Genomic DNA, 18,654 nt, shown 5'->3' on the forward strand with positions numbered 1-18,654 from the left:
GGCGTCATGATCGTTTTTAATCAACTTAGTCGCGATTACGCCCTTGGCAGCCAAACCGTGCGTGCATTGCGAGACGTTTCTGGTGAAGTATTTGCGGGCGAAATGGTGGCATTATGCGGACCGTCTGGCTCAGGCAAAAGCACCTTACTTAACGTGCTTGGCATGCTGGATACTCAATACCAAGGTCAGGTGACATTTGCAGGCCGCCCATACCCAACCGGACAAATGCAGGCTGCGAAAATGCGCCGTGAAAAGCTTGGTTTTGTGTTCCAAAAATTCAATCTTGTGCCTGTGATGACAGCGTTGGAGAACGTGGCGTATCCGTTACACCTCAACGACTTTTCAAAAGCAGAACAAACCGAGCTCGCCACACAAATGCTAGAACACGTTGGTTTGGGCGAGTTTATTCATCACATGCCCGATAACCTATCAGGCGGTCAGCAACAACGCGTGGCAATTGCGCGTGCCTTAGTGCACAAACCGGCGCTGGTGATTGCTGATGAGCCAACCGCAAGTCTTGATAGCCAAACTGCCAACAAGGTCATCGACATTATGAAAGGGCTCGGACACGAGCTTGGCACCACTTTTATCGTCGCTACACACGACCCTCGCATGGCATCTCGCTGCGATCGAACCATTGAATTGGTGGATGGCAAGATCACCAAAACGCACGCAAGTGTGGAGGAGGTTTCATGGGCAAGCTAATTCCTGTTTCCGTTCGCCTTGCTTGGTTGAACCTGCAACGCAATCGCCGCCGCAGTTTGTTGTCGATGCTGATCATCGCCATTGCCGTGTTTGCCTTAACCAGTGCGGGTGGTTTTGGTCTGTACACCTACGACAGTTTGAAAGAGTCGACAGCTCGTGACACGGGGCATCTGACGTTAACCACGCCAGGTTACTTCGCTAAAGAAGAAGAGATGCCACTGAGTAATGGGTTAACTCATGCAGACGACATCACCAAGCAATTGATTGGGTTGAATGAAGTGCGAGGCGTGCAGCCACGAGTTGAATTCAGTGGTTTGATTTCCAACGGCAATAAGTCATCGATCTTTATCGGCATTGGCGTGAACGAGCGCGAATTCGATATGAAAGGACCGTTTTTGGATGTGCGCGAAGGGCAAACACTTTCCAACATTCATGCATCGCGTTATGACCCAGCAGAGCCAGAAGTGATGCTCGGCGTTGATTTGGCGAACAACTTAAGCGTGCACGCTGGCGATTGGATTACCTTGCTGGCGACCACAACCGACGGCGCATTGAACGCGTATGACTTCAAAGTCCGTGGTATCTACTCAACCGGTGTACCAGAGCTTGATAAACGCCAGCTTTACGTGCACATCAACAGTGCGCAATCGCTGCTCGGTTCAGACAAAGTCAGTGCGTTATCTGTCTTCCTGTTTGATACCAGTTTAACTAGCCAAGTCGAGCAACAAGTGGCTTCGGTTCTGAGTAAGCAAAAGCAGAACTTTGGCGATCAAGATATTGAGATTACGCCTTGGCAGGAACGCGCGTTCTTCTATCTCAAAGTGAAAGATTTGTACGACCGTATCTTCGGCATCATGGGTGCAGTGATGGCACTGGTGGTCTTTGTTGCGCTGTTCAACACCATGACCATGTCGGTCACCGAGCGTACACGTGAAATCGGCACCTTGTCAGCACTTGGTAGCTACCCTCGCGAAATCATTGCTGGGTTCTTGCGTGAAGCAGGGTTACTTGCGGTGATTGGCAGCTTAATCGGCGCTTTGTTTACTGGGCTCGTTACCGTCTTACTGATGGTTGTGGATGTGCAAATGCCGCCGCCACCAGGACGCACAGAAGGTTATCCATTGACGATTTACTTCTCTTGGGAGTTGGTGGCTGTCGCAGGATTCGCAGTATTGATGATTTGTTTGGTTGCGGCGTTTTTCTCGGCGCGCAAAGGAGTGAACAAGCCAATTACGGAGGCACTGATTTATGTTTAATTTCAAATCACTATTACCAATTGCACTGCTGACGGTAAGCGGTATGGCAAGCATGAATGTCAGTGCGAATGAAACAGCGCTAGATGCACAGCAAGTCGCGCAATTGATTGAAAAAGCGGACAGCTACCGCTTGCAAGATGATTCCTCCAAAGTGGTGTCATTGGTGCGTTTATATCAAGACCAAGAGTTAGATAAAACCCGCCTTTACCACGTGTACACACGTCCAAATCGTGAATCGCTGGTGGTGTTCAAATCGGCAGTTGAAGCCGGGCAAAAGATGCTGATGATGGGCGACAACTACTGGCTGCAAATGCCAAAGAGCCGCCGTCCGATTCGCATTACGCCGATGCAAAAGCTGCTTGGTGAAGCGTCTATCGGCGACATCTCAACCCTGACGTGGAGCCAAGATTATCAAGGTGAATGGAAAGCGACAGAAACCGTCTCGGTGAACGGAGAGAGTGTCGCGGCTTATCACCTTGCTTTAACCGCGAAAACCAAAGGGGCGAGCTATCAGAAGATCGACTTGTGGTTGTCTGAGCAAGATGCGTTTCCAATTAAAGCTGATCTTTACTTGCGCTCTGGCAAGCTCGCCAAGCAAGCGCAATATGGACGTGCAAGCGACAACGGCGAAGACTACGTCAGTGAGATGACCTTGCTTGATAGCATTCAGCCGAGCAAAAAGACCGTTATTGAGTATCAAGAAATCGTGCCTTGGCAGCTGGATAACAAGTTCTACAACCCAAGTTATTTGCCGAAAGCCAACACGACTCAGCTTTAGTCTGAGCTTCGTAAATAGAACCATGAAAACGAGCAAGGAAGTCACATGAAATCGTACCAGCCTAACCTTAACAAAAGCACCAGTCTGTTGATTGCTGCGTCATTGTGTGTGGGCGCGGCAGCCCCAGCTTTTGCCAATGATGAGCTGAGTTTTGAGTGGGATTGGGCTGTCAGTTACGAAACTGCCAAGCAGCGTGATAGCGCATTTATGCAGGCGCAGGGCAGTTCTCGTGATTCACTTAATGCACTGTTGGATGTGCAGGTGAATTATCAGAACTTCAGTGGTTTGTTCGCTCTGTATAGCCAAGGTTTGTACCTCAATCAACAAGGAAAGAGTGATTGGTGGAGTGAGGCTGATAACCAATTGCTGATTAGAGAGCTGGCCTGGCTAGGGGAGTGGCAAGTCGGTGATACCACTCTTGATGTGAGTTTGGGTAAGTTGCGCGTGGATTGGGGTGTGGGTTATGGCTACCGACCATTGGATCTGTTTAAGCCGTATCGACAAAACCCTGTTGGCTTAGTCGCAGAAGAGGGGGCGGGTGTGTTTTCACTTTCACACTACGATATGGCCGGCGAGTGGACGGTGATTGCGACCGATTCAAGTTGGGGGCAACAAGACCAAAGTGCACTTGATCAAGCCGCAGAGCAGCAAGGTGTTGGTATTCGTCGTTATGCGCTGGTGGGTGACACCGAGTATCAACTTATTGGTTATTACGATGATGTGCGCCGAGGTTTGCTTGGCGCCAGTACCATTGCGGTGTGGGATGAATCCATCGCCATGCACGGTTCCATGCTGTGGCAAAAACAAAGTGTCGGCTATCAGTTTCAGCAGGCTGATCTTTACCAACCCGTTTCGGTTGAGGACAAGGGCAGTGCATTCCAAGCCTTAATTGGATTGAACTGGGCAAACCAAGCCGGACACAACGTGATTGCTGAATATTGGTACGACAGCCGAGCATGGTCGAAAAGCGAATGGCAACAAGCAATAGAGCGTGGCGAATTACTTTCTCAGATCCCTGATCCTAATGTATCTCTACTTGCGACAAGCTACGCCCAAGGGTTTCAGCATGCCAATATCGTTCAGCATAACGTAATGCTGCACTGGAGTTGGGATGTGGAAGCGTGGGCTGCATGGAACGGCAAAGCAGATATGGGCTGGCTAAGTGATGTAACCCCCACGTTGGATGTGATGCTGTCGCCACAAGATGGCGGTGTGATTGTCACGCAGTGGCTTAACTACCAATGGATTGATACCGGCGATCAAAGTATAGAAGTGGAAGTTGCCGCACGCTTTTTAACCGGAGACGACCAATCTGCTTACGCACAAATCAATGATAAGCATATGATTGTATTTAATATCAAAGGGAAGTTTTAAATGTGTTCAGCAAAATCAGTAGTTGAGAGTGGGTGGTTACGTAGTTTATTAGTGACCACAGTATTTTGTCTCTTTATCTCAGCAATGACGCTCTCAGTTTGGGGCGGCCCCTACTATGTGCATGTGCTGGTGAGCTTTGGGTTTGGCTACTCGGCTATCTTCTTCTCATGGTTGATTGACCGTTTGTTTCCAACCATTCCACGTATGATAGAAGTGGTGTGTTCGCTTGTTGCCTGTTTATTGTTTGGGGTTATTAATGCGCAATTTTGGCTCGGAGAGTATTTTGGTATCTCCGATATGATCCCTGTTGGTTTAATGGGATTACTGTTTAGCGGTATGTGTTATTTCTATTTTTACTCGCGCGAGAAAGAGGCGGTTGCTCAGCGAGAGTTGGAAAGCATCAAACGTGAGAAAGCAGAGCAAGATCGTGCACTATTACTGAGTCAGCTTAAGCAGATGCAAAGCCAGATTGAACCGCATTTCTTATTCAATACTTTGGCAAATATCAGTGCGCTCATGTCGCAAGATGTCGATAAAGCCAAGCTGATGCTAGAACAGTTAACCGCGCTACTGCGTGCAACGCTAAAAAGCTCACGCGAAGAACACACCACCATAGACAATGAAACGGCGTTAATTGAGGCGTACTTAGGTATTCAGCAAACCCGTTTAGGTGAGCGACTCAGTTACAAGATTGAGGTGGAAGAGGGGCTAGGTAGAACCGAGTTACCGCCGATGATGCTTCAACCCTTAATCGAAAACGCCATCATCCATGGTATTGAGCCGAAGCGAGAGGGCGGCGAAGTCAGCTTACTCATTAAGCGCGAACAACAGAACTTGCAGATTGAAGTCAGAGACACTGGTGTTGGCTTGAATCACGTTAGTGGGCACATGGGTTCAGGCGTGGGTTTAAGTAATCTCAAGCAGCGAGTTGAGGCTTTGTTTTTAGGTAAGGGAGAGGTCTCCATTAGTGAGTCTGCTCAAGGTGGCGTTTGTATTCGCTTGAGTTGGCCAATTGAATCGTGATTAGGGAAAGATATAAATGAATACTGGGTTTACTGCGATTATTGCTGATGATGAACCGTTATTGAGGCATCATCTAGATAAAAGCCTAGCTGAAGTGTGGCCTGAGCTAGAGGTAATTGCCAAAGTTGCGGATGGTGAACAAGCATTGCAAGCCATTGAGCACAACCAACCTGACATTGCGTTTCTCGATATTCGTATGCCAGTTTTGGATGGCATGACACTAGCGCAAAAACTCAATCAACTCGCCAATCCACCTTTGATAGTGTTTGTCACCGCGTACGATGATTACGCCATTAAAGCCTTTGAACAAAATGCCGCCGATTATTTGCTCAAGCCTATCTCGGATGAGCGTCTCCTGACGACGTGTGAAAGAGTGAAAGCATGCCTTGCTAAGCGAGAGCAAGAAAGTAGCAATGTGCAGATGAGCAGCTTGTTAGAACAGTTACAGCAATTATCCGCGCCACAAACGCCGCAGTATTTACAGTGGATCAAAGCGACGCTAGGGGAAGATATTCATCTGATCGCCACATCTGATGTGTTGTATTTCAAAGCGGAAGAAAAATACGTTTCTGTGTATGCCCAACAAGGACAAGGCAAAGTGCAGGAGTATTTGATTCGCACATCATTGAAAGAGTTGATAGGGCAGCTTAACCCAGAACAGTTCTGGCAAGTGCACCGTTCAAGCGTGGTGCAAGTGTGCAAAATTAACAAAGTAAACAAAGACTTTGCTGGAAGAATGTTTGTGCATGTTGGGGAAAACAAGCTCCCCGTGAGCCGTGCATCCCAAAGTTTGTTCAAAGGGATGTAATCGCTAGAACTGCTCACTCTTTACACTGTAAACTCGCTGCTCTTAACCCACATTATCAAGGAAGATAAATGAGTTATCGCATAACCCTGTTAAATGCAACGGGAGAGTTGTCTCCACTTGCTGAGTATTTACATCAGAAACTTGATGATCTGAGCTCACAGCTTTCTAGTTACTTTGATTTAAGTAACAACGATTTAAGTAACGTTGACCTGACCATTAGCCCGTTTGATCGCAATGACGTACCGCAGACGGGGATTGGTGGCTATTGCTTAAGCGCCTATCGTGTAGAGATTCTGCTTGATACTCAACGTGCAGATATTAAAAACGTTATTGAGAGAGAACTAGCCGCGGTGCTAGCGCATGAGTTGCATCACCTGTTCCGTATGCGATCGGGAGAGAATGGCGTTGCGCTTGGTGATGTGCTGATTATGGAAGGGTTAGCTTGTCATTTCGAACGTAAGGTGAATGGAGGCATCACTCCGAGCTTGTTTGAGCAAATCAAAGATCAAGATTGGCGTCCTTTCTATGCTGAGATGAAAGACAAGCTGACCAGCTTAGATTACAACTTCGACGCTTACTTTCTTGGCAGTGATGAAAGCCGCTGGCCGAAATACATGGGGTATTGGGTTGGGTACAACCTTGTTGCTGAATATCTGGCTGATTTTCAAGGCTCTGAGCTTGATTTAGTCGGAGCAAAAGCCGAGCTCTTCTATCAATAACTCCGGCACAAGCCAGTCATAAAAACAAAAAGCGCCTAAGTCATCAGACATTAGGCGCTTTTTTCGTTTTATAGTGATGACCTCTCCGAAGAGGCGAGTGTGCTTATTCGCTGATTGTCACTTTCTCAATAATGATTGGATCGCATGGCACATCATCATGACCAAGCTTAGAGGTCGTTTTTACTTTCGCGATGCGATTTACAACATCCATACCCGCGGTCACTTTACCAAACACCGCGTAACCCCAGCCTAGGTTGGTGGTTGCGGTGTGGTCTAGGAAATCATTGTCTTCCAAGTTAATGAAGAACTGTGCCGTTGCAGAGTGCGGTGCATCGGTACGCGCCATTGCGATAGTGCCAACAAGGTTCTTTAGACCACGGTTTGCTTCGTTCGCGATCGGTGCGCGTGTTGGCTTTTCTGCCATGTCTTCGGTATGACCGCCACCTTGAATCATAAAGCCATCGATAACGCGGTGGAAAATGGTGCCGTCGTAGAAGCCATCTTCACAGTATTTTTTGAAGTTCTTTGAACTAACTGGCGCTCGTTCTAGGTTCAGTTCAATCTCGATGTCACCGAAATTGGTGGTCATAATAATCATCTGGTTTTGCCCTTGTAGGTGCTAAGTTGGCGGCATTATAGCTAAGACTTCTGAGGATAGCAGAAATAAAAACAGCGACGTTTTGGCGTCGCTGTTTACATGTTGAATGGTTGGGGAAAGCTCTAGACCGTAAAGCGACCGACCAAGTCGTACAGTTCGTTGGCTTTGTGGTTAAGGTTGCCACTGCCTGCACGGTTTTGATTCGCAAGGCTTGCCGACTGACTGCTTTGTTGAGAGATCACTTCGATGCGTTGTGAAATCTCTTGGCCAACTTGGCTCTGCTCTTCAGTTGCCGTAGCGATCAGCGTGTTCATATCCATGATATTAGCGATGGACGCTTGGATTTCTTGTAATGCAGAGGAGGCAGCACGAGCTTCTTCAACGGTTGCTTCACCACGCGCTTGGCTGGACTCCATTGCCTTCACAGCGGCATCTGACCCTGACTTCAACTGTTCAATCATCTGATGAATCTCACCAGTGCTGTCTTGAGTGCGGCTCGCTAACTGACGAACTTCATCAGCTACGACTGCGAAACCGCGTCCTTGCTCACCCGCACGCGCTGCTTCGATTGCAGCATTCAATGCCAGTAGATTGGTTTGTTCGGCAATGACTTGGATAACTTCTAGAGAGGACGATATGTTTTGTACATCGCTCTCTAAACGAGAAATCACTGAGCCTGCTTCAGATACTTCTACAGCCAATGCTTCAACAGAGTTCGCTGCGGAGTCTACGATGTGCTTCGCTTGTTGTGCATTCTCATCGGCATCTTTTGCTGATTGCGCAGCTTGGTTAGCGTTGCTGGAAATCTCGTGCGCCGTTGCTGTCATCTCGGTCATTGCCGCAGCGACTTGCTCGGTTTCTTCTCGCTGACCAGAGGCAAGTTCGTCAACTTGAGAAGCTCGCTGAGACATATTGTTGGTTTCAGAAACGACTTCTTCACCAACATGGCTCACACTCTTAATAATACCCTGTAGGCTTTCTACAAACTTATTGAAGTTGTTACCGAGCTGTTTGAACTCTGGCACATTTGATTCTTCCATACGCGCAGTCAAGTCTGCATCGCCTTGTGCGAAAGAGTGAATTGAAGCATCAAACTGCTCAATAGGCTTCATGATACTGCGGTTAACAAACACAGCGAAGACCGCAACGATGGCGGCAATCGAGACACAGAACAGAGCGATAGCAGTCAGTGTTGTGTTGAGAGCTTGGTGCGCGGCTTCTTCCATGTTTGCCACAATGGCATCGATATCGTCAGTGTAGAAGCCCGTACCCAGCATTAGATCCCATTCAGGAATAAAGACGGAGTAGCTTAGTTTTGGTAGGGCTTCGCTCTGACCGAGTTTCGGGAAGTAATAAGTGGTGAACTCGCCAGTTTTGGAGTTTTTGAGCAAGTCCTGAATCAGGTAGTTGCCTTTCTTATCCTGCAAGTTATAGAAGTTTTCCCCGATGCCTTTAGTGTTTTTACCCACCACGACACGCACGCCTTTTGAATCGTAGCCAAAGATGTAACCGGATTGACCAAACTCTAACTGTTTCAAGGTAGGCAGTGCTTCTTCAAGTGAGGCGTTTTGAGCGAGTAGCGGTTCGACAGCGGAACGCGCCATTTGGACGTAGTTTTTGAGCTCGGCTTTTTTCATCTCCATCATCTGACTTCGCGTCTGCTCAATTTCGTGTTTGTTGTAGGCGGTGGTTTGTAAATAGGTAAACCACATCATACCTATGGCTATGGTTAGAACAGGTATGATGGAAAGAATATAGAGTCGCTTTCTTATGGTTAGATTCATGTAGACTTCCTTACTTCTCGGCTCTGCGATACAGCGTTATGGGCTTGTCCCCACAACTGTTATGTTCATATTTTGTTCTTGTTATGGTTAAAGACTACCCGAACTAAACTGAGAGAAGTATTGGAAATTGCAAATCTAAGACTAAGGTATTATCTAAACTGGTAACCGATCACATTTAACGTGAACACGAACCGTTATTGCAGCGAGAAGTGCCCGTTAACCAGTAGGAGACGCGGTAGCGGTTTTTGGCAAATTTGAGGTAAAGCCAGTCCGCAACAGGTTTGATAATGCGCCAACGCAGTGGGGCGTATAACCAACCACGTCCAACCAACTGCCATGCTCGATGAGTTACATCTAACCCAAGCAGAAGTTCGTCCTTCTCGTTGAGGGCGTGCAAAATGGTGTTGGCTTGCTCAGGGTCGATTTGCGGATAATCGGCAAATGCGTCGCTGTAGATGTCGACGGTTTTGATCTGCTGCTTGGTATCGCGCTGTTTTAGTGCGTTCATCTCTTTGGCGCACAAGGGACAAGTGCCATCGTAAAATATGGTCAGTTTGGTCATGATTGAGCTCATTGTTGGCTGTTCTTATCCCTTTTACGCGATTATTTTTCTTTTAGTTCATTGTCTTGCAAGTAATGCTGCCAATTATCACGGATGTTGCCGTAATTGAATTGGCAGAACTCTTTGCGATCGCGTAAGTAATCTTTTTCTACTTCATCGAGCAAGGCTTTGTATTGCTCAGGATCGCTGCCGTAAACCAGACACAGGGTAGAGAAGTAACGCTGCAGATCGAAACTGTGCTCATCAATGTACTCGCCAAAATCGTAGTAGTCCGGTCTGTCGTCGGATTCGAACGCGAACATGTCCGCAGCACTGATCGCCACATCGGCACCGTCATCAACGTAATCAATCAGCAAGATGGTGGCGAAGTTATCGACCGCATCTTCCTCTTTACCCAATACAGGAATGTTTTGATCGGCAATGTAAGCGTGTCCACCTTCGTGCAATAGCGTGTGCAGCAAAGTATCGAGCGCGCCCGTTTTCGGTGCTTTACCGGAACGCTCTTGGTATTTGTTGTTGGTGAAGTAGTTAAATGATTCCAGATAGAAGGTGTAGGGAATGTGGATGGTGTGGGATTCTGGATCGTAAAGCGGACCATCTTCACCACCGTAGGTCAGCGTTAATGTGTTATCAAACGGGAAGTAATCATCAGAAAGTTGGACAAAGATGTCGTTCACTTCACTGTTTTCAATTACTTGCGCAGCAAAGCGATCGTCGGCCGTTTCCGTTGGGAGGTATTCGATTTTAATGTTTTCGCTCGCAGACGCTGTGGCAGCAAACAGCAGCAGAGAGGCAAAGGCAGAGTGACTTTTCATTTTCGGAATCTTGTTATTTGTTTGGTTTGCTTGAAAATTATACATGCTTTTTATAGTGTGCGCGCTGGAGGGCACATTCATGAATAATCCATTACTACTGCAACCCCGCATCCAATAGGCGTCGTTGACTGAGAACGCAGCAACAACGCCACGAGAAATCGTTCCGTGGCATGCATTTACTCTATTGAGGTAACTGCCATGAAAAAACACTGGTCCAAATTTCAGTACCTGCACCAGGTGGTGCAAAACCAAAATATCCACATCAAAGGCACCCACAGTTACTACAGCGATTGTTGGGATAACGGCTTTGAAGATTCGGTCGTGCGCTATCTGCATGGCGATGAAGTCAGTAAAGCGTGGCAGCCAAGGTGGGAAGTCGATCAGCTTTACATTGGTGACTACGTTTGTATCGCGGCTGAAGCGGTCATTTTGATGGGCGGTAATCATAATCACAGGACGGACTGGTTCTGTCTGTATCCGTTCCTTGATGACGTTGAGCAATCTTACCAAGGCAAAGGCGATACCGTGATTGGTGACGCAGTTTGGATTGGCATGCGTGCGATGATCATGCCCGGTGTCACCATTGGGGAAGGCGCAGTGATTGCCGCAAACAGCGTTGTGACCAAAGATGTCCCGCCTTACACCGTGGTCGCAGGATCTCCGGCAAAGCCTGTTAAGCTTCGTTTCGAGCAAGACACCATTGATAAGTTGCTTGATCTGCAAATCTATTCGTGGAATGAGGCTAAGTTCGAGGCGCTTCGTGCTTTCATCTGTAGCAATAATATTGAACAGTTGATCGTTGCGGAAGCAAACTATGAAGGTGGCGAATAACACTGAAATGAGGAAAATTTTCAGCGATATGTTATAATCCCGCTCCGTTGTAACGAGAACACTTGTTGCAAGCTTGAGAATTTCCCTGGATTCGGCTCGTTCAAAATTCCATGAGTCAGAGTTTTTAAACTACGATGGGATACAAGCAAACCCAAATGTTAGGGCGCCATTTCGGCGCTCTATTCGTTATGACGGGAAGGAACTTTGCTCGATAGTGATGATCACTTTCTGTTTATGTAAGGGAGCCCGATAGCGGTTCAGAAAGTGTCACTCGAACAATACTCACAACATGATATCCGTCTCGTACAAGCAGTCATTTTTGCTTGTCTATGAAGGGGATAAGAAGGAGCTTAACAGGCTCCTTTTACATTTTAGGGCTTGCGAATAGCGCGTAAATCAGAACATCGCTTAACGACCGTCCCTTAAACTAGCCTAAGGCGCATTTAACACAACCTTTTGAGTATTTTCGGAAAAATTTGGCGAGAAAATTTGCTATTGAACAGAGCTTAAACTAACACTCAATCATTACGGAGGATGAAGAGAACAATAATAAGAGGCGATATGAATCATTTAATATCTGTAGGTGCACTGGAATCCTTTTTGGTTGCGATTAGTGTGCTTTTTTTGGGGCATTTTATTAATGCTAAACTACCGATCTTAAAGAAATTCAACATACCTGAGCCGATTGTAGGTGGCTTGATTGTGGCCTGCATCATTACTGCTCTTCATTTTAACGGCATCGATTTGGAATTCGACTTGCCGTTGCAAAATACATTCATGCTGATGTTCTTCTCTACCGTTGGTTTGGCAGCAAATTACACTCAGTTAATGAAAGGGGGCGCGAAGGTTTTCATCTTCTTAGCAGTCGCGTCGTTCTACATCATCATTCAAAACGGTGTCGGTGTTTCACTGGCAGCTGCATTGGGTTTAGATCCGCTGATGGGGCTTATCGCTGGTTCGATTACTCTATCAGGTGGTCACGGCACGGGGGCGGCGTGGTCACAAACTTTCCAAGACGTTTACGGTTTGAATAACGTATTGGAAATCGCGATGGCGTCAGCAACATTCGGTTTGATCATCGGTGGTATCATCGGTAGTCCGGTTGCGCAGCGTCTGGTCGAAAAGAACAACATCGAATCTGAGTATGGTCGTGGTGGTCGAGATGCCAAAACCCACGAGAAATTCCCGGAGTTGGTGACGTACAACGAATACGAAGAAGACAAAGTAACCGCGAAAAAAGTGGTTGAGAAACTGTTCTTCCTATTGATCTGTGTAACAGGTGCTAAGTACGTAGAACAATGGGTGAGCACTTACGACATTCAATGGCTGATGATTCCAGACTTCGTTTATGCGTTGTTCATTGGTGTGATCATCACTAACTTCTTGGAAGTGACCAAGATTCGTAAGTTGGATGCCGAAACGGTCGACATGTTAGGTACGGTGTCGCTGTCTCTGTTCCTAGCGATGGCTCTGATGAGCTTGAAACTATGGAACATCTTCGACCTAGCGATCCCATTCTTGGTGATTCTGGGCGTGCAGTCAGTGATTCTGGCTATCTTCACCTACTACGTAACGTTCAAGGTGATGGGCAGCAACTACGATGCTGCGGTTATCGCAGGTGGTCACTGTGGTTTCGGTTTGGGTGCTACTCCAACGGCGGTAATGAACATGGGTTCTATCGTAAACCGCTTTGGTCCATCACCACAGGCGTTCATGGTTGTGCCGATTGTTGGTGCCTTCTTCATCGACATCGTTAACTTGATCATTCTACAAGGCTACATTTCGTTCCTTGGCTAGATAGATTAAGACGCCAAATAAAACAAAAGGTCACAGTGTTGCTGTGACCTTTTTTGTATCTGGCGTTTGCCAACGACGAGCTTCATCTGTCTATACGCAAGCTTTCATTTTCAAGCGGTTCTTGTTGTCGCGATTAGCAAGAACTTTCTGGTGGTCATCAATTGCCCCCAATGTTTTCGCCATGCGATCGTAAAGCACAACGTTCACCGTCGCGGCTAGGTTCATACAACCATGAGTCGGTACGTACACCACGTGATGCGCCTTATCGACCATCTCTTGCGGCAGTGAGCCGTCCTCCGGCCCAAACACATAAATCGCGTTCTCTGGATGAGTGAAATGCGGTAGCGCCGTTGCACCGACCACTAACTCAACACAAACGATTTCCACATCGTCGGCAACATTAGCAGTGAGGTCTTCCATCTCCACTAATTGAATGCGCTCTTGTGAGTTCTGGGTGTCGGTCTGGAATTTGACTGCGCGGCTGTAGCGTGTGCCGTTGTAACGAACTTGCGCAGCGTCGTAGCAGCCTGCGGCTCGCAATACAGCGCCAACGTTGGTTGGACTCTTTGGATTGTACAGTCCAATAATGGCTGTTGGCTTGGTGGTCATGGTTGATGTTCTGCTTTTCAAAAATTCTTAATAACAGCGCTAGGCGCATTAAGCGGGGGATTATGAACTTAACCACGCCGAAGCGCTATTGCTATAGGCTGATTATTTTTGCGTTGAAGCAAAGAGAATGAAGATTGATGGTGCTGAAAATGAAAAAAGCGAGGACAGTACCTCGCTTTTGATGGATTTGTTTTGCTTGTGTTTGTTAGTTCACAGTACGGCTGAATTTGATGCTAGCTGTCCAAGCAAGCACACCGATGAAGGTGTAAATCCCAACGTTCATCCAACCTGCATCTGGAATTGCGCTGAACGGGTTTGGCGCAAGAATCGCGTGCAGTGGTAGATAGAAAATCGCTGAGAAGAAATCATCCAGACCATAGAAGTTGAACATCGCAATCGGCATCCAGCGTAGCGCGTAAATACCAATCAAGATCACCAACAGTGGTGAGTTCACTTTCTGTGAGATTGCCATTGCAGTCAGTGCGAGCGGCAATAACAACACCCCGGCCACCACCATTCGAAGCAAGAATTCAATCCAGTTCAGCAGCACGAAGCCCAATGATGCCTGGCGATACAATAACGCCAGCTGGTGGTCGGTTGAAACATTCAACATCCACAGCATAAAGTCGGCAGCGAAAACCAATACCGAACACACGAATGGAATCACCAATAAACCAAACGTCAGCTTCACCAGATGGGTTTTCACGTCACTGACAGGCATACTGCGCCAAAACATGATACTGCCCTCTGAGCGCTCTTTACGCAGCGTTCTCGGGAAGTATTGAGTGCCAAGTAGGATAGACAATAAACCAATGCCACCGGTGATCAGCATGTTGACGTCATCGCCGAGCTCTTTGTGGATGTCACTGACATCTCCGCCAAAGCTCATTTGGAAGAACATATTGTGTTGCAGTGTCGAGCTGCTCATTAAGCTGACGAACAGCAGCACACCACAGGCAAACATAAATAACGGCACGCGTGTAACCAATGGGTTCTCTAGCCATTCTTTACGCAACATCGCGACAATCGATTTCATTATGCTGCCTCCTTCTGCAATGCCAAGAACAGATCCGCAAGCTTGACGCCATACACATCACCCAGCCCAGCAACTTGCTCTGCGTATTGGGAAGACAGCAACCATTTAGTCGTGCCTAAGCCCTTTTGCGATGACAGTGGTTTCAGCGCTTCGATTTGTGCGCGATGCTCATCACTGGCATCAAGAATGAAGTAATCTTCGCTGATGCTGTCCATTGAGGTTTGCAGGACAGGTCGGCCGTGTTTAAGAATTAGCACGTCCGTCAGTAGATGTTCGATTTCCGATACTTCATGACTAGCAATGATCAGCACACGCTCGCCATCGTGGAACCATTCCAGCAAATGACGGTAGAAGGTATCGCGATAAACCAAATCCAAGCCAAGCGTTGGCTCATCCAGAATTAGAATTTGTGTATTGGTCGCGATGACGACGGCCAAGTGCAATTGCACCTTCATGCCTTTCGATAGGGATTTGATGCGTGCACGCGGCTTGATATCGGTTTGACGAAGCATGGCATCGGCTTTGCTGCGATTAAAACCTGGGTGTACGCCCTCGGTGTAATCGAGCAGCTGAGCAACCGTCAGCCAGTTTGGCAGAACGTTCACATCCGAAATGTAAGATAAGCTCTGCATGATTTTGTCGCGTTGCATGATTGGCTCAAAGCCGTTGATGCGAATGGTGCCCTGATATTCGTGTGCACCGAGTAGGGCGTTAATGAGAGTCGATTTACCCGCACCGTTATGACCTAGCAAGCCAAGTATTTGACCCGCTTGTAGATCAAAGCTCACGTCATGCAGCGCTTCACCCTGCTGACGATATTGCTTGGAGACGTGTTTTACACTGACTAATGCGCTCATTGGTCACCTTCAATATGTGTTTGGATTTGTTGGATAAATTCATCAAGAGACATATCCAGACGTTGTAGTGTGTCGGCGATCTGCGGAATTTGTTGCTCAAGGAAACGTGCTTTTTCATCAGCAAGCAGCTGCTTTTTTGCACCTTGGGCGACAAACATGCCTTGCCCACGTTTCTTCTCAACCAATCCTTCATCAACCAATAACTGATAGCCTTTCATGACCGTCAGGTGATTGATCTTCATATCCGCAGAGACACTGCGTACCGAAGGCAAAGCCTCGCCCTCTTGCCAGATACCTTGCAATATTTGCTGGGTGATCTGGTCAGCCAACTGACGGAAAATCGGTTGGCGATCATGCCAATGCGTCATGATTGGTTTCCTTGGCTGAGTTGGTGTTATACATATGTATAACACCTAGGCGTTGGGATAGAAAGCACCAATCTTCTAGCGCTGTTTTCTTAATCACTTTTGCCGATGAATTTTCATTAGGGTCTGTTGACCTTTCGAGCTGGTTTTTGCATCAGAGTTTCACGCAAAATTTGCACGCAATCGCATACGTTTTTGCCCTTAAAAAATGGCAAAAAATTGTTCACTTCTCATAAGTTGAGAAGTGCGAAAAAAACGAGAAAATTGCGCCACAAAACTTGGTGAAAAAGTGTGTTTTTTCACTGGGTGAGAATTGGGTAAATATCCGAGCCATTACTTTCTTATTTAATGAGAATTTAGTGGGTTTGGCCCCTAGAAAACCACACGTTCAGTAGGCACTCTGACCTGCCTAAATACCGCTCAACCTGCGAGTTGTTACTCAAAGGATGAGAAAAAGGAGGCAAAGAGGTTTTATGAATCAGGTCATTTCTGTCGGTCCACAAGAGTCGTTTCTCGTCGCTATTTGTGTGTTGTTCTTGGGACAATTCGTTAACGCTAAATTACCGATCTTAAAGAAATTCAATATTCCCGAGCCAATCGTGGGTGGTTTGATTGTCGCTTGTGCGATCACCGCGATGCACTTCAATGGCGTGGACTTAGTTTTCGATTTACCGCTGCAAAACACTTTCATGTTGATGTTCTTCGCTACCGTTGGCTTAGCTGCGAACTACACCCAGTTGATTAAAGGCGGCGCTAAGGTGTTTATCTTCTTAGCCGTGGCATCGGTGTACATTCTTATCCAAAACGCGGTCGGTGTCTCTCTGGCAACCGCTCTTGGCTTAGACCCGCTTATGGGCTTGATTGCAGGCTCGATTACGTTGTCGGGCGGTCATGGTACGGGCGCAGCATGGTCGCAAACCTTCCAAGACATGTATGGCTTACACAACGTACTAGAAGTGGCAATGGCATCCGCTACCTTCGGATTGGTGATTGGTGGCATCATCGGCAGCCCAGTAGCGCAGCGCTTGATCGATAAACGTAACCTTGAATCTGAATACGGACGCACCAACCAGACTCACGAGCGTTTCCCTGAATTGGTGACCTACAACGAGCACGAAGAAGACCGCGTAACCGCGAAGAAAGTGGTCGAGAGTTTATCGATCATTCTATTGTGTGTTACTGGTGCCGATTACTTAGAAGGCTGGGTGAGCAGTTTCGGCATCAAATGGTTGATGATTCCAGATTTCGTTTACGCGCTGTTTATCGGTGTGGTGATCACCAACATCATGGAAGTGACCAAGGTACGCAAAGTGGATGTTGAGACGGTCGATATTCTTGGTACGGTTTCGCTGTCTTTGTTTCTAGCGATGGCGCTAATGAGCCTAAAACTGTGGAACATCTTCGACTTAGCAATCCCGTTCCTCATCATTCTTGCGGTGCAATCGGTGATTTTGGCGGTCTTCGCTTACTACGTGACATTCCGTGTGATGGGCAGCAACTACGATGCAGCAGTCATCGCAAGTGGTCACTGTGGCTTTGGTCTGGGCGCAACGCCAACAGCAGTCATGAATATGGGCTCTATCGTTAACCGCTTCGGTCCATCACCACAAGCCTTCATGGTGGTGCCTATTGTTGGCGCGTTCTTTATCGACATCGTCAACCTAGTGATTCTGCAGGGCTGTATTTCATTTATTAAGTAACCAACCTCGCTCCATAAAACAAAAGCCAGTCCCGAGAGACTGGCTTTTTTGATCTGACGTACTTCTTCTCTTGAATGAGTCACGGCGCAGGGCTTCTCTCCTTTAGATTCTCAAGCAAGTTACAGTGAAAAACCGTCAATTTCCGGTATGAGACCCAAATAAAAAACCAACGTGCTAGGGTGCAGAGTCACCATTAAGTTTGTTTGTTAAGGATATCAACCTCTTGTAGGTCTTTAGGAGATTTATGGGCCTCTTAAAACGCATTCTGGGACATTCGTGCGAGAACACGCACTATCAAGTCAACCGCGTCCAATCACACTATGTGTCTATACCTTGTGAAGCTTATTGTAAAACGACGGATGCTTGTCTGATTCATCTCTACAGGGATAAACATCAACGTTTGGCAGATCGCTTCATCAACCGCTCGACCTTTTATTACTCGGATAACGAAGACCCCAATGAACTTGTGACCTTATTGGACCTCGCTTGGCGTGGTTTATGCCCGAAGGCTCAAGTGCCAGCGGTGAGAAAGGTCATCTATGAAAAGCAGCAGGAAGTACTTGAGAGCCTTCAAGGTATGGACAGCTACATCTTGCTGGTCGGTTCATGGTTGGGTGTGGAAGTCAGTAATTTCAAACGCAATGTGCAAACCAAGCATCAAGAAATGATAGAAGATCGCTTATTGATATTTGGCGACGAAGCGGAGGCGTTTCCTATTACGGAGGAATATGGTAGCGAGTTGTATTTTTATAAGTACCAACTGCTGCTGGATATCACGATTAGGGCAAATGAACTTAACATAAAAAACGTCGTTGCTCGGTGTACTTTTCGCTGGTTTGACGCGATATTAGCGGGCATTTTTCTCGGTAGCATGGAGCGAGAGGTGATTGAGGAAATCCATGATATGCACAGTTACCATCAGAACGTGCTCAATCAGATTTTTGAGCTGGCGGGAATCGGTTCTCTAGAGCAGTTTCTTTTAAACGTTAAGCTAGCGTAGATGTATGACAAGCGTATCAACCGAAGGTGGGGTGATA

19 protein-coding genes are annotated in these 18,654 nt (G+C 47.1%); 11 read left to right on the top strand and 8 right to left on the bottom strand.

Annotation, left to right across the window (positions count from 1 at the left end; genetic code table 11):
• Positions 1–6: 6 nt before the first annotated feature.
• From BSZ04_RS04100 to BSZ04_RS04130, 7 genes are all read left to right on the top strand, one after another.
• Positions 7–705, top strand: a complete 699-nt coding sequence (locus BSZ04_RS04100) for an ABC transporter ATP-binding protein (RefSeq protein WP_088879632.1) — start codon at positions 7–9, stop codon at positions 703–705.
• Positions 693–1,961 (top strand): ABC transporter permease, encoded by a 1,269-nt coding sequence (locus tag BSZ04_RS04105; protein WP_088879633.1) that lies wholly within the window; start codon positions 693–695, stop codon positions 1,959–1,961. The genes BSZ04_RS04100 and BSZ04_RS04105 overlap by 13 nt, the downstream gene beginning before the upstream one ends.
• Complete coding sequence (locus tag BSZ04_RS04110) at positions 1,954–2,739, top strand: outer membrane lipoprotein-sorting protein (RefSeq protein ID WP_088879634.1); 786 nt, start codon at positions 1,954–1,956, stop codon at positions 2,737–2,739. Before BSZ04_RS04105 ends, BSZ04_RS04110 begins: the two co-directional genes overlap by 8 nt.
• A 45-nt stretch (positions 2,740–2,784) precedes the next feature.
• The gene (locus BSZ04_RS04115) at positions 2,785–4,113 is read left to right on the top strand and encodes a hypothetical protein (RefSeq protein ID WP_088879635.1); all 1,329 of its coding nucleotides are present in this window, start codon (positions 2,785–2,787) and stop codon (positions 4,111–4,113) included.
• Positions 4,114–5,136 (top strand): sensor histidine kinase, encoded by a 1,023-nt coding sequence (locus tag BSZ04_RS04120; protein WP_088879636.1) that lies wholly within the window; start codon positions 4,114–4,116, stop codon positions 5,134–5,136.
• Between the two features lie 16 nt (positions 5,137–5,152).
• Entirely contained in the window at positions 5,153–5,944 is a 792-nt protein-coding gene (locus BSZ04_RS04125; protein WP_088879637.1) for a LytR/AlgR family response regulator transcription factor, read from the top strand.
• 68 nt (positions 5,945–6,012) lie between these two features.
• On the top strand, positions 6,013–6,663 hold the full coding sequence (locus BSZ04_RS04130) for a DUF2268 domain-containing putative Zn-dependent protease (RefSeq protein ID WP_088879638.1): 651 nt from the start codon (positions 6,013–6,015) through the stop codon (positions 6,661–6,663).
• Positions 6,664–6,766: 103 nt separating this feature from the next.
• Here BSZ04_RS04130 and BSZ04_RS04135 read toward each other — a convergent pair whose 3' ends face one another.
• From BSZ04_RS04135 to BSZ04_RS04150, 4 genes are all read right to left on the bottom strand, one after another.
• A complete protein-coding gene (locus tag BSZ04_RS04135; protein WP_005374458.1) occupies positions 6,767–7,261 on the bottom strand; it encodes a peptidylprolyl isomerase in 495 nt (164 codons plus the stop codon).
• A gap of 122 nt (positions 7,262–7,383) precedes the next feature.
• Positions 7,384–9,045, bottom strand: coding sequence for a methyl-accepting chemotaxis protein (locus BSZ04_RS04140; RefSeq protein ID WP_045385747.1), 1,662 nt, complete (start codon positions 9,043–9,045; stop codon positions 7,384–7,386).
• Between the two features lie 175 nt (positions 9,046–9,220).
• On the bottom strand, positions 9,221–9,607 hold the full coding sequence (locus BSZ04_RS04145) for a thiol-disulfide oxidoreductase DCC family protein (RefSeq protein WP_088879639.1): 387 nt from the start codon (positions 9,605–9,607) through the stop codon (positions 9,221–9,223).
• 41 nt (positions 9,608–9,648) lie between these two features.
• The gene (locus tag BSZ04_RS04150) at positions 9,649–10,422 is read right to left on the bottom strand and encodes a DUF4344 domain-containing metallopeptidase (protein WP_088880237.1); all 774 of its coding nucleotides are present in this window, start codon (positions 10,420–10,422) and stop codon (positions 9,649–9,651) included.
• Positions 10,423–10,620: 198 nt separating this feature from the next.
• On the opposite strand from BSZ04_RS04150, the gene BSZ04_RS04155 reads away from it, so the two are divergent.
• Positions 10,621–11,253 (top strand): CatB-related O-acetyltransferase, encoded by a 633-nt coding sequence (locus BSZ04_RS04155; RefSeq protein ID WP_038883343.1) that lies wholly within the window; start codon positions 10,621–10,623, stop codon positions 11,251–11,253.
• 561 nt (positions 11,254–11,814) lie between these two features.
• Positions 11,815–13,050 (top strand): sodium/glutamate symporter, encoded by a 1,236-nt coding sequence (gene gltS, locus BSZ04_RS04160; RefSeq protein ID WP_010453649.1) that lies wholly within the window; start codon positions 11,815–11,817, stop codon positions 13,048–13,050.
• Between the two features lie 90 nt (positions 13,051–13,140).
• Here gltS (BSZ04_RS04160) and BSZ04_RS04165 read toward each other — a convergent pair whose 3' ends face one another.
• The 4 genes from BSZ04_RS04165 to BSZ04_RS04180 form a co-directional block, all read right to left on the bottom strand.
• The gene (locus BSZ04_RS04165; RefSeq protein WP_088879640.1) at positions 13,141–13,659 is read right to left on the bottom strand and encodes an RNA methyltransferase; all 519 of its coding nucleotides are present in this window, start codon (positions 13,657–13,659) and stop codon (positions 13,141–13,143) included.
• Positions 13,660–13,864: 205 nt separating this feature from the next.
• Positions 13,865–14,695: a hypothetical protein gene (locus BSZ04_RS04170; RefSeq protein WP_162531028.1), complete on the bottom strand. Its 831-nt coding sequence runs from the start codon at positions 14,693–14,695 to the stop codon at positions 13,865–13,867.
• Positions 14,695–15,552 carry an ABC transporter ATP-binding protein gene (locus BSZ04_RS04175; protein WP_088879642.1) on the bottom strand — a complete coding sequence of 286 codons (858 nt, stop codon included), beginning with the start codon at positions 15,550–15,552 and terminating at the stop codon, positions 14,695–14,697. The genes BSZ04_RS04170 and BSZ04_RS04175 overlap by 1 nt, the downstream gene beginning before the upstream one ends.
• Entirely contained in the window at positions 15,549–15,920 is a 372-nt protein-coding gene (locus BSZ04_RS04180) for a GntR family transcriptional regulator (protein WP_005428840.1), read from the bottom strand. Before BSZ04_RS04180 ends, BSZ04_RS04175 begins: the two co-directional genes overlap by 4 nt.
• 470 nt (positions 15,921–16,390) lie before the next feature.
• On the opposite strand from BSZ04_RS04180, the gene gltS (BSZ04_RS04185) reads away from it, so the two are divergent.
• A complete protein-coding gene (gene gltS, locus BSZ04_RS04185; RefSeq protein ID WP_005428834.1) occupies positions 16,391–17,617 on the top strand; it encodes a sodium/glutamate symporter in 1,227 nt (408 codons plus the stop codon).
• A 244-nt stretch (positions 17,618–17,861) separates the two neighbouring features.
• Positions 17,862–18,617 (top strand): hypothetical protein, encoded by a 756-nt coding sequence (locus tag BSZ04_RS04190; RefSeq protein WP_088879643.1) that lies wholly within the window; start codon positions 17,862–17,864, stop codon positions 18,615–18,617.
• Positions 18,618–18,654 lie beyond the last annotated feature (37 nt).

Origin of the sequence: Vibrio rotiferianus, from assembly GCF_002214395.1 — a bacterium.
In the GTDB taxonomy this organism is placed as follows: domain Bacteria; phylum Pseudomonadota; class Gammaproteobacteria; order Enterobacterales; family Vibrionaceae; genus Vibrio; species Vibrio rotiferianus.

Coding starts and splice junctions, on each gene's coding strand:
- BSZ04_RS04100 (WP_088879632.1), top strand. CDS start 7: ATGATCGTTTTTAATCAACTTAGTCGCGATTACGCCCTTGGCAGCCAA.
- BSZ04_RS04105 (WP_088879633.1), top strand. CDS start 693: ATGGGCAAGCTAATTCCTGTTTCCGTTCGCCTTGCTTGGTTGAACCTG.
- BSZ04_RS04110 (WP_088879634.1), top strand. CDS start 1,954: ATGTTTAATTTCAAATCACTATTACCAATTGCACTGCTGACGGTAAGC.
- BSZ04_RS04115 (WP_088879635.1), top strand. CDS start 2,785: ATGAAATCGTACCAGCCTAACCTTAACAAAAGCACCAGTCTGTTGATT.
- BSZ04_RS04120 (WP_088879636.1), top strand. CDS start 4,114: ATGTGTTCAGCAAAATCAGTAGTTGAGAGTGGGTGGTTACGTAGTTTA.
- BSZ04_RS04125 (WP_088879637.1), top strand. CDS start 5,153: ATGAATACTGGGTTTACTGCGATTATTGCTGATGATGAACCGTTATTG.
- BSZ04_RS04130 (WP_088879638.1), top strand. CDS start 6,013: ATGAGTTATCGCATAACCCTGTTAAATGCAACGGGAGAGTTGTCTCCA.
- BSZ04_RS04135 (WP_005374458.1), bottom strand. CDS start 7,261: ATGATTATTATGACCACCAATTTCGGTGACATCGAGATTGAACTGAAC.
- BSZ04_RS04140 (WP_045385747.1), bottom strand. CDS start 9,045: ATGAATCTAACCATAAGAAAGCGACTCTATATTCTTTCCATCATACCT.
- BSZ04_RS04145 (WP_088879639.1), bottom strand. CDS start 9,607: ATGACCAAACTGACCATATTTTACGATGGCACTTGTCCCTTGTGCGCC.
- BSZ04_RS04150 (WP_088880237.1), bottom strand. CDS start 10,422: ATGAAAAGTCACTCTGCCTTTGCCTCTCTGCTGCTGTTTGCTGCCACA.
- BSZ04_RS04155 (WP_038883343.1), top strand. CDS start 10,621: ATGAAAAAACACTGGTCCAAATTTCAGTACCTGCACCAGGTGGTGCAA.
- gltS (WP_010453649.1), top strand. CDS start 11,815: ATGAATCATTTAATATCTGTAGGTGCACTGGAATCCTTTTTGGTTGCG.
- BSZ04_RS04165 (WP_088879640.1), bottom strand. CDS start 13,659: ATGACCACCAAGCCAACAGCCATTATTGGACTGTACAATCCAAAGAGT.
- BSZ04_RS04170 (WP_162531028.1), bottom strand. CDS start 14,695: ATGAAATCGATTGTCGCGATGTTGCGTAAAGAATGGCTAGAGAACCCA.
- BSZ04_RS04175 (WP_088879642.1), bottom strand. CDS start 15,552: ATGAGCGCATTAGTCAGTGTAAAACACGTCTCCAAGCAATATCGTCAG.
- BSZ04_RS04180 (WP_005428840.1), bottom strand. CDS start 15,920: ATGACGCATTGGCATGATCGCCAACCGATTTTCCGTCAGTTGGCTGAC.
- gltS (WP_005428834.1), top strand. CDS start 16,391: ATGAATCAGGTCATTTCTGTCGGTCCACAAGAGTCGTTTCTCGTCGCT.
- BSZ04_RS04190 (WP_088879643.1), top strand. CDS start 17,862: ATGGGCCTCTTAAAACGCATTCTGGGACATTCGTGCGAGAACACGCAC.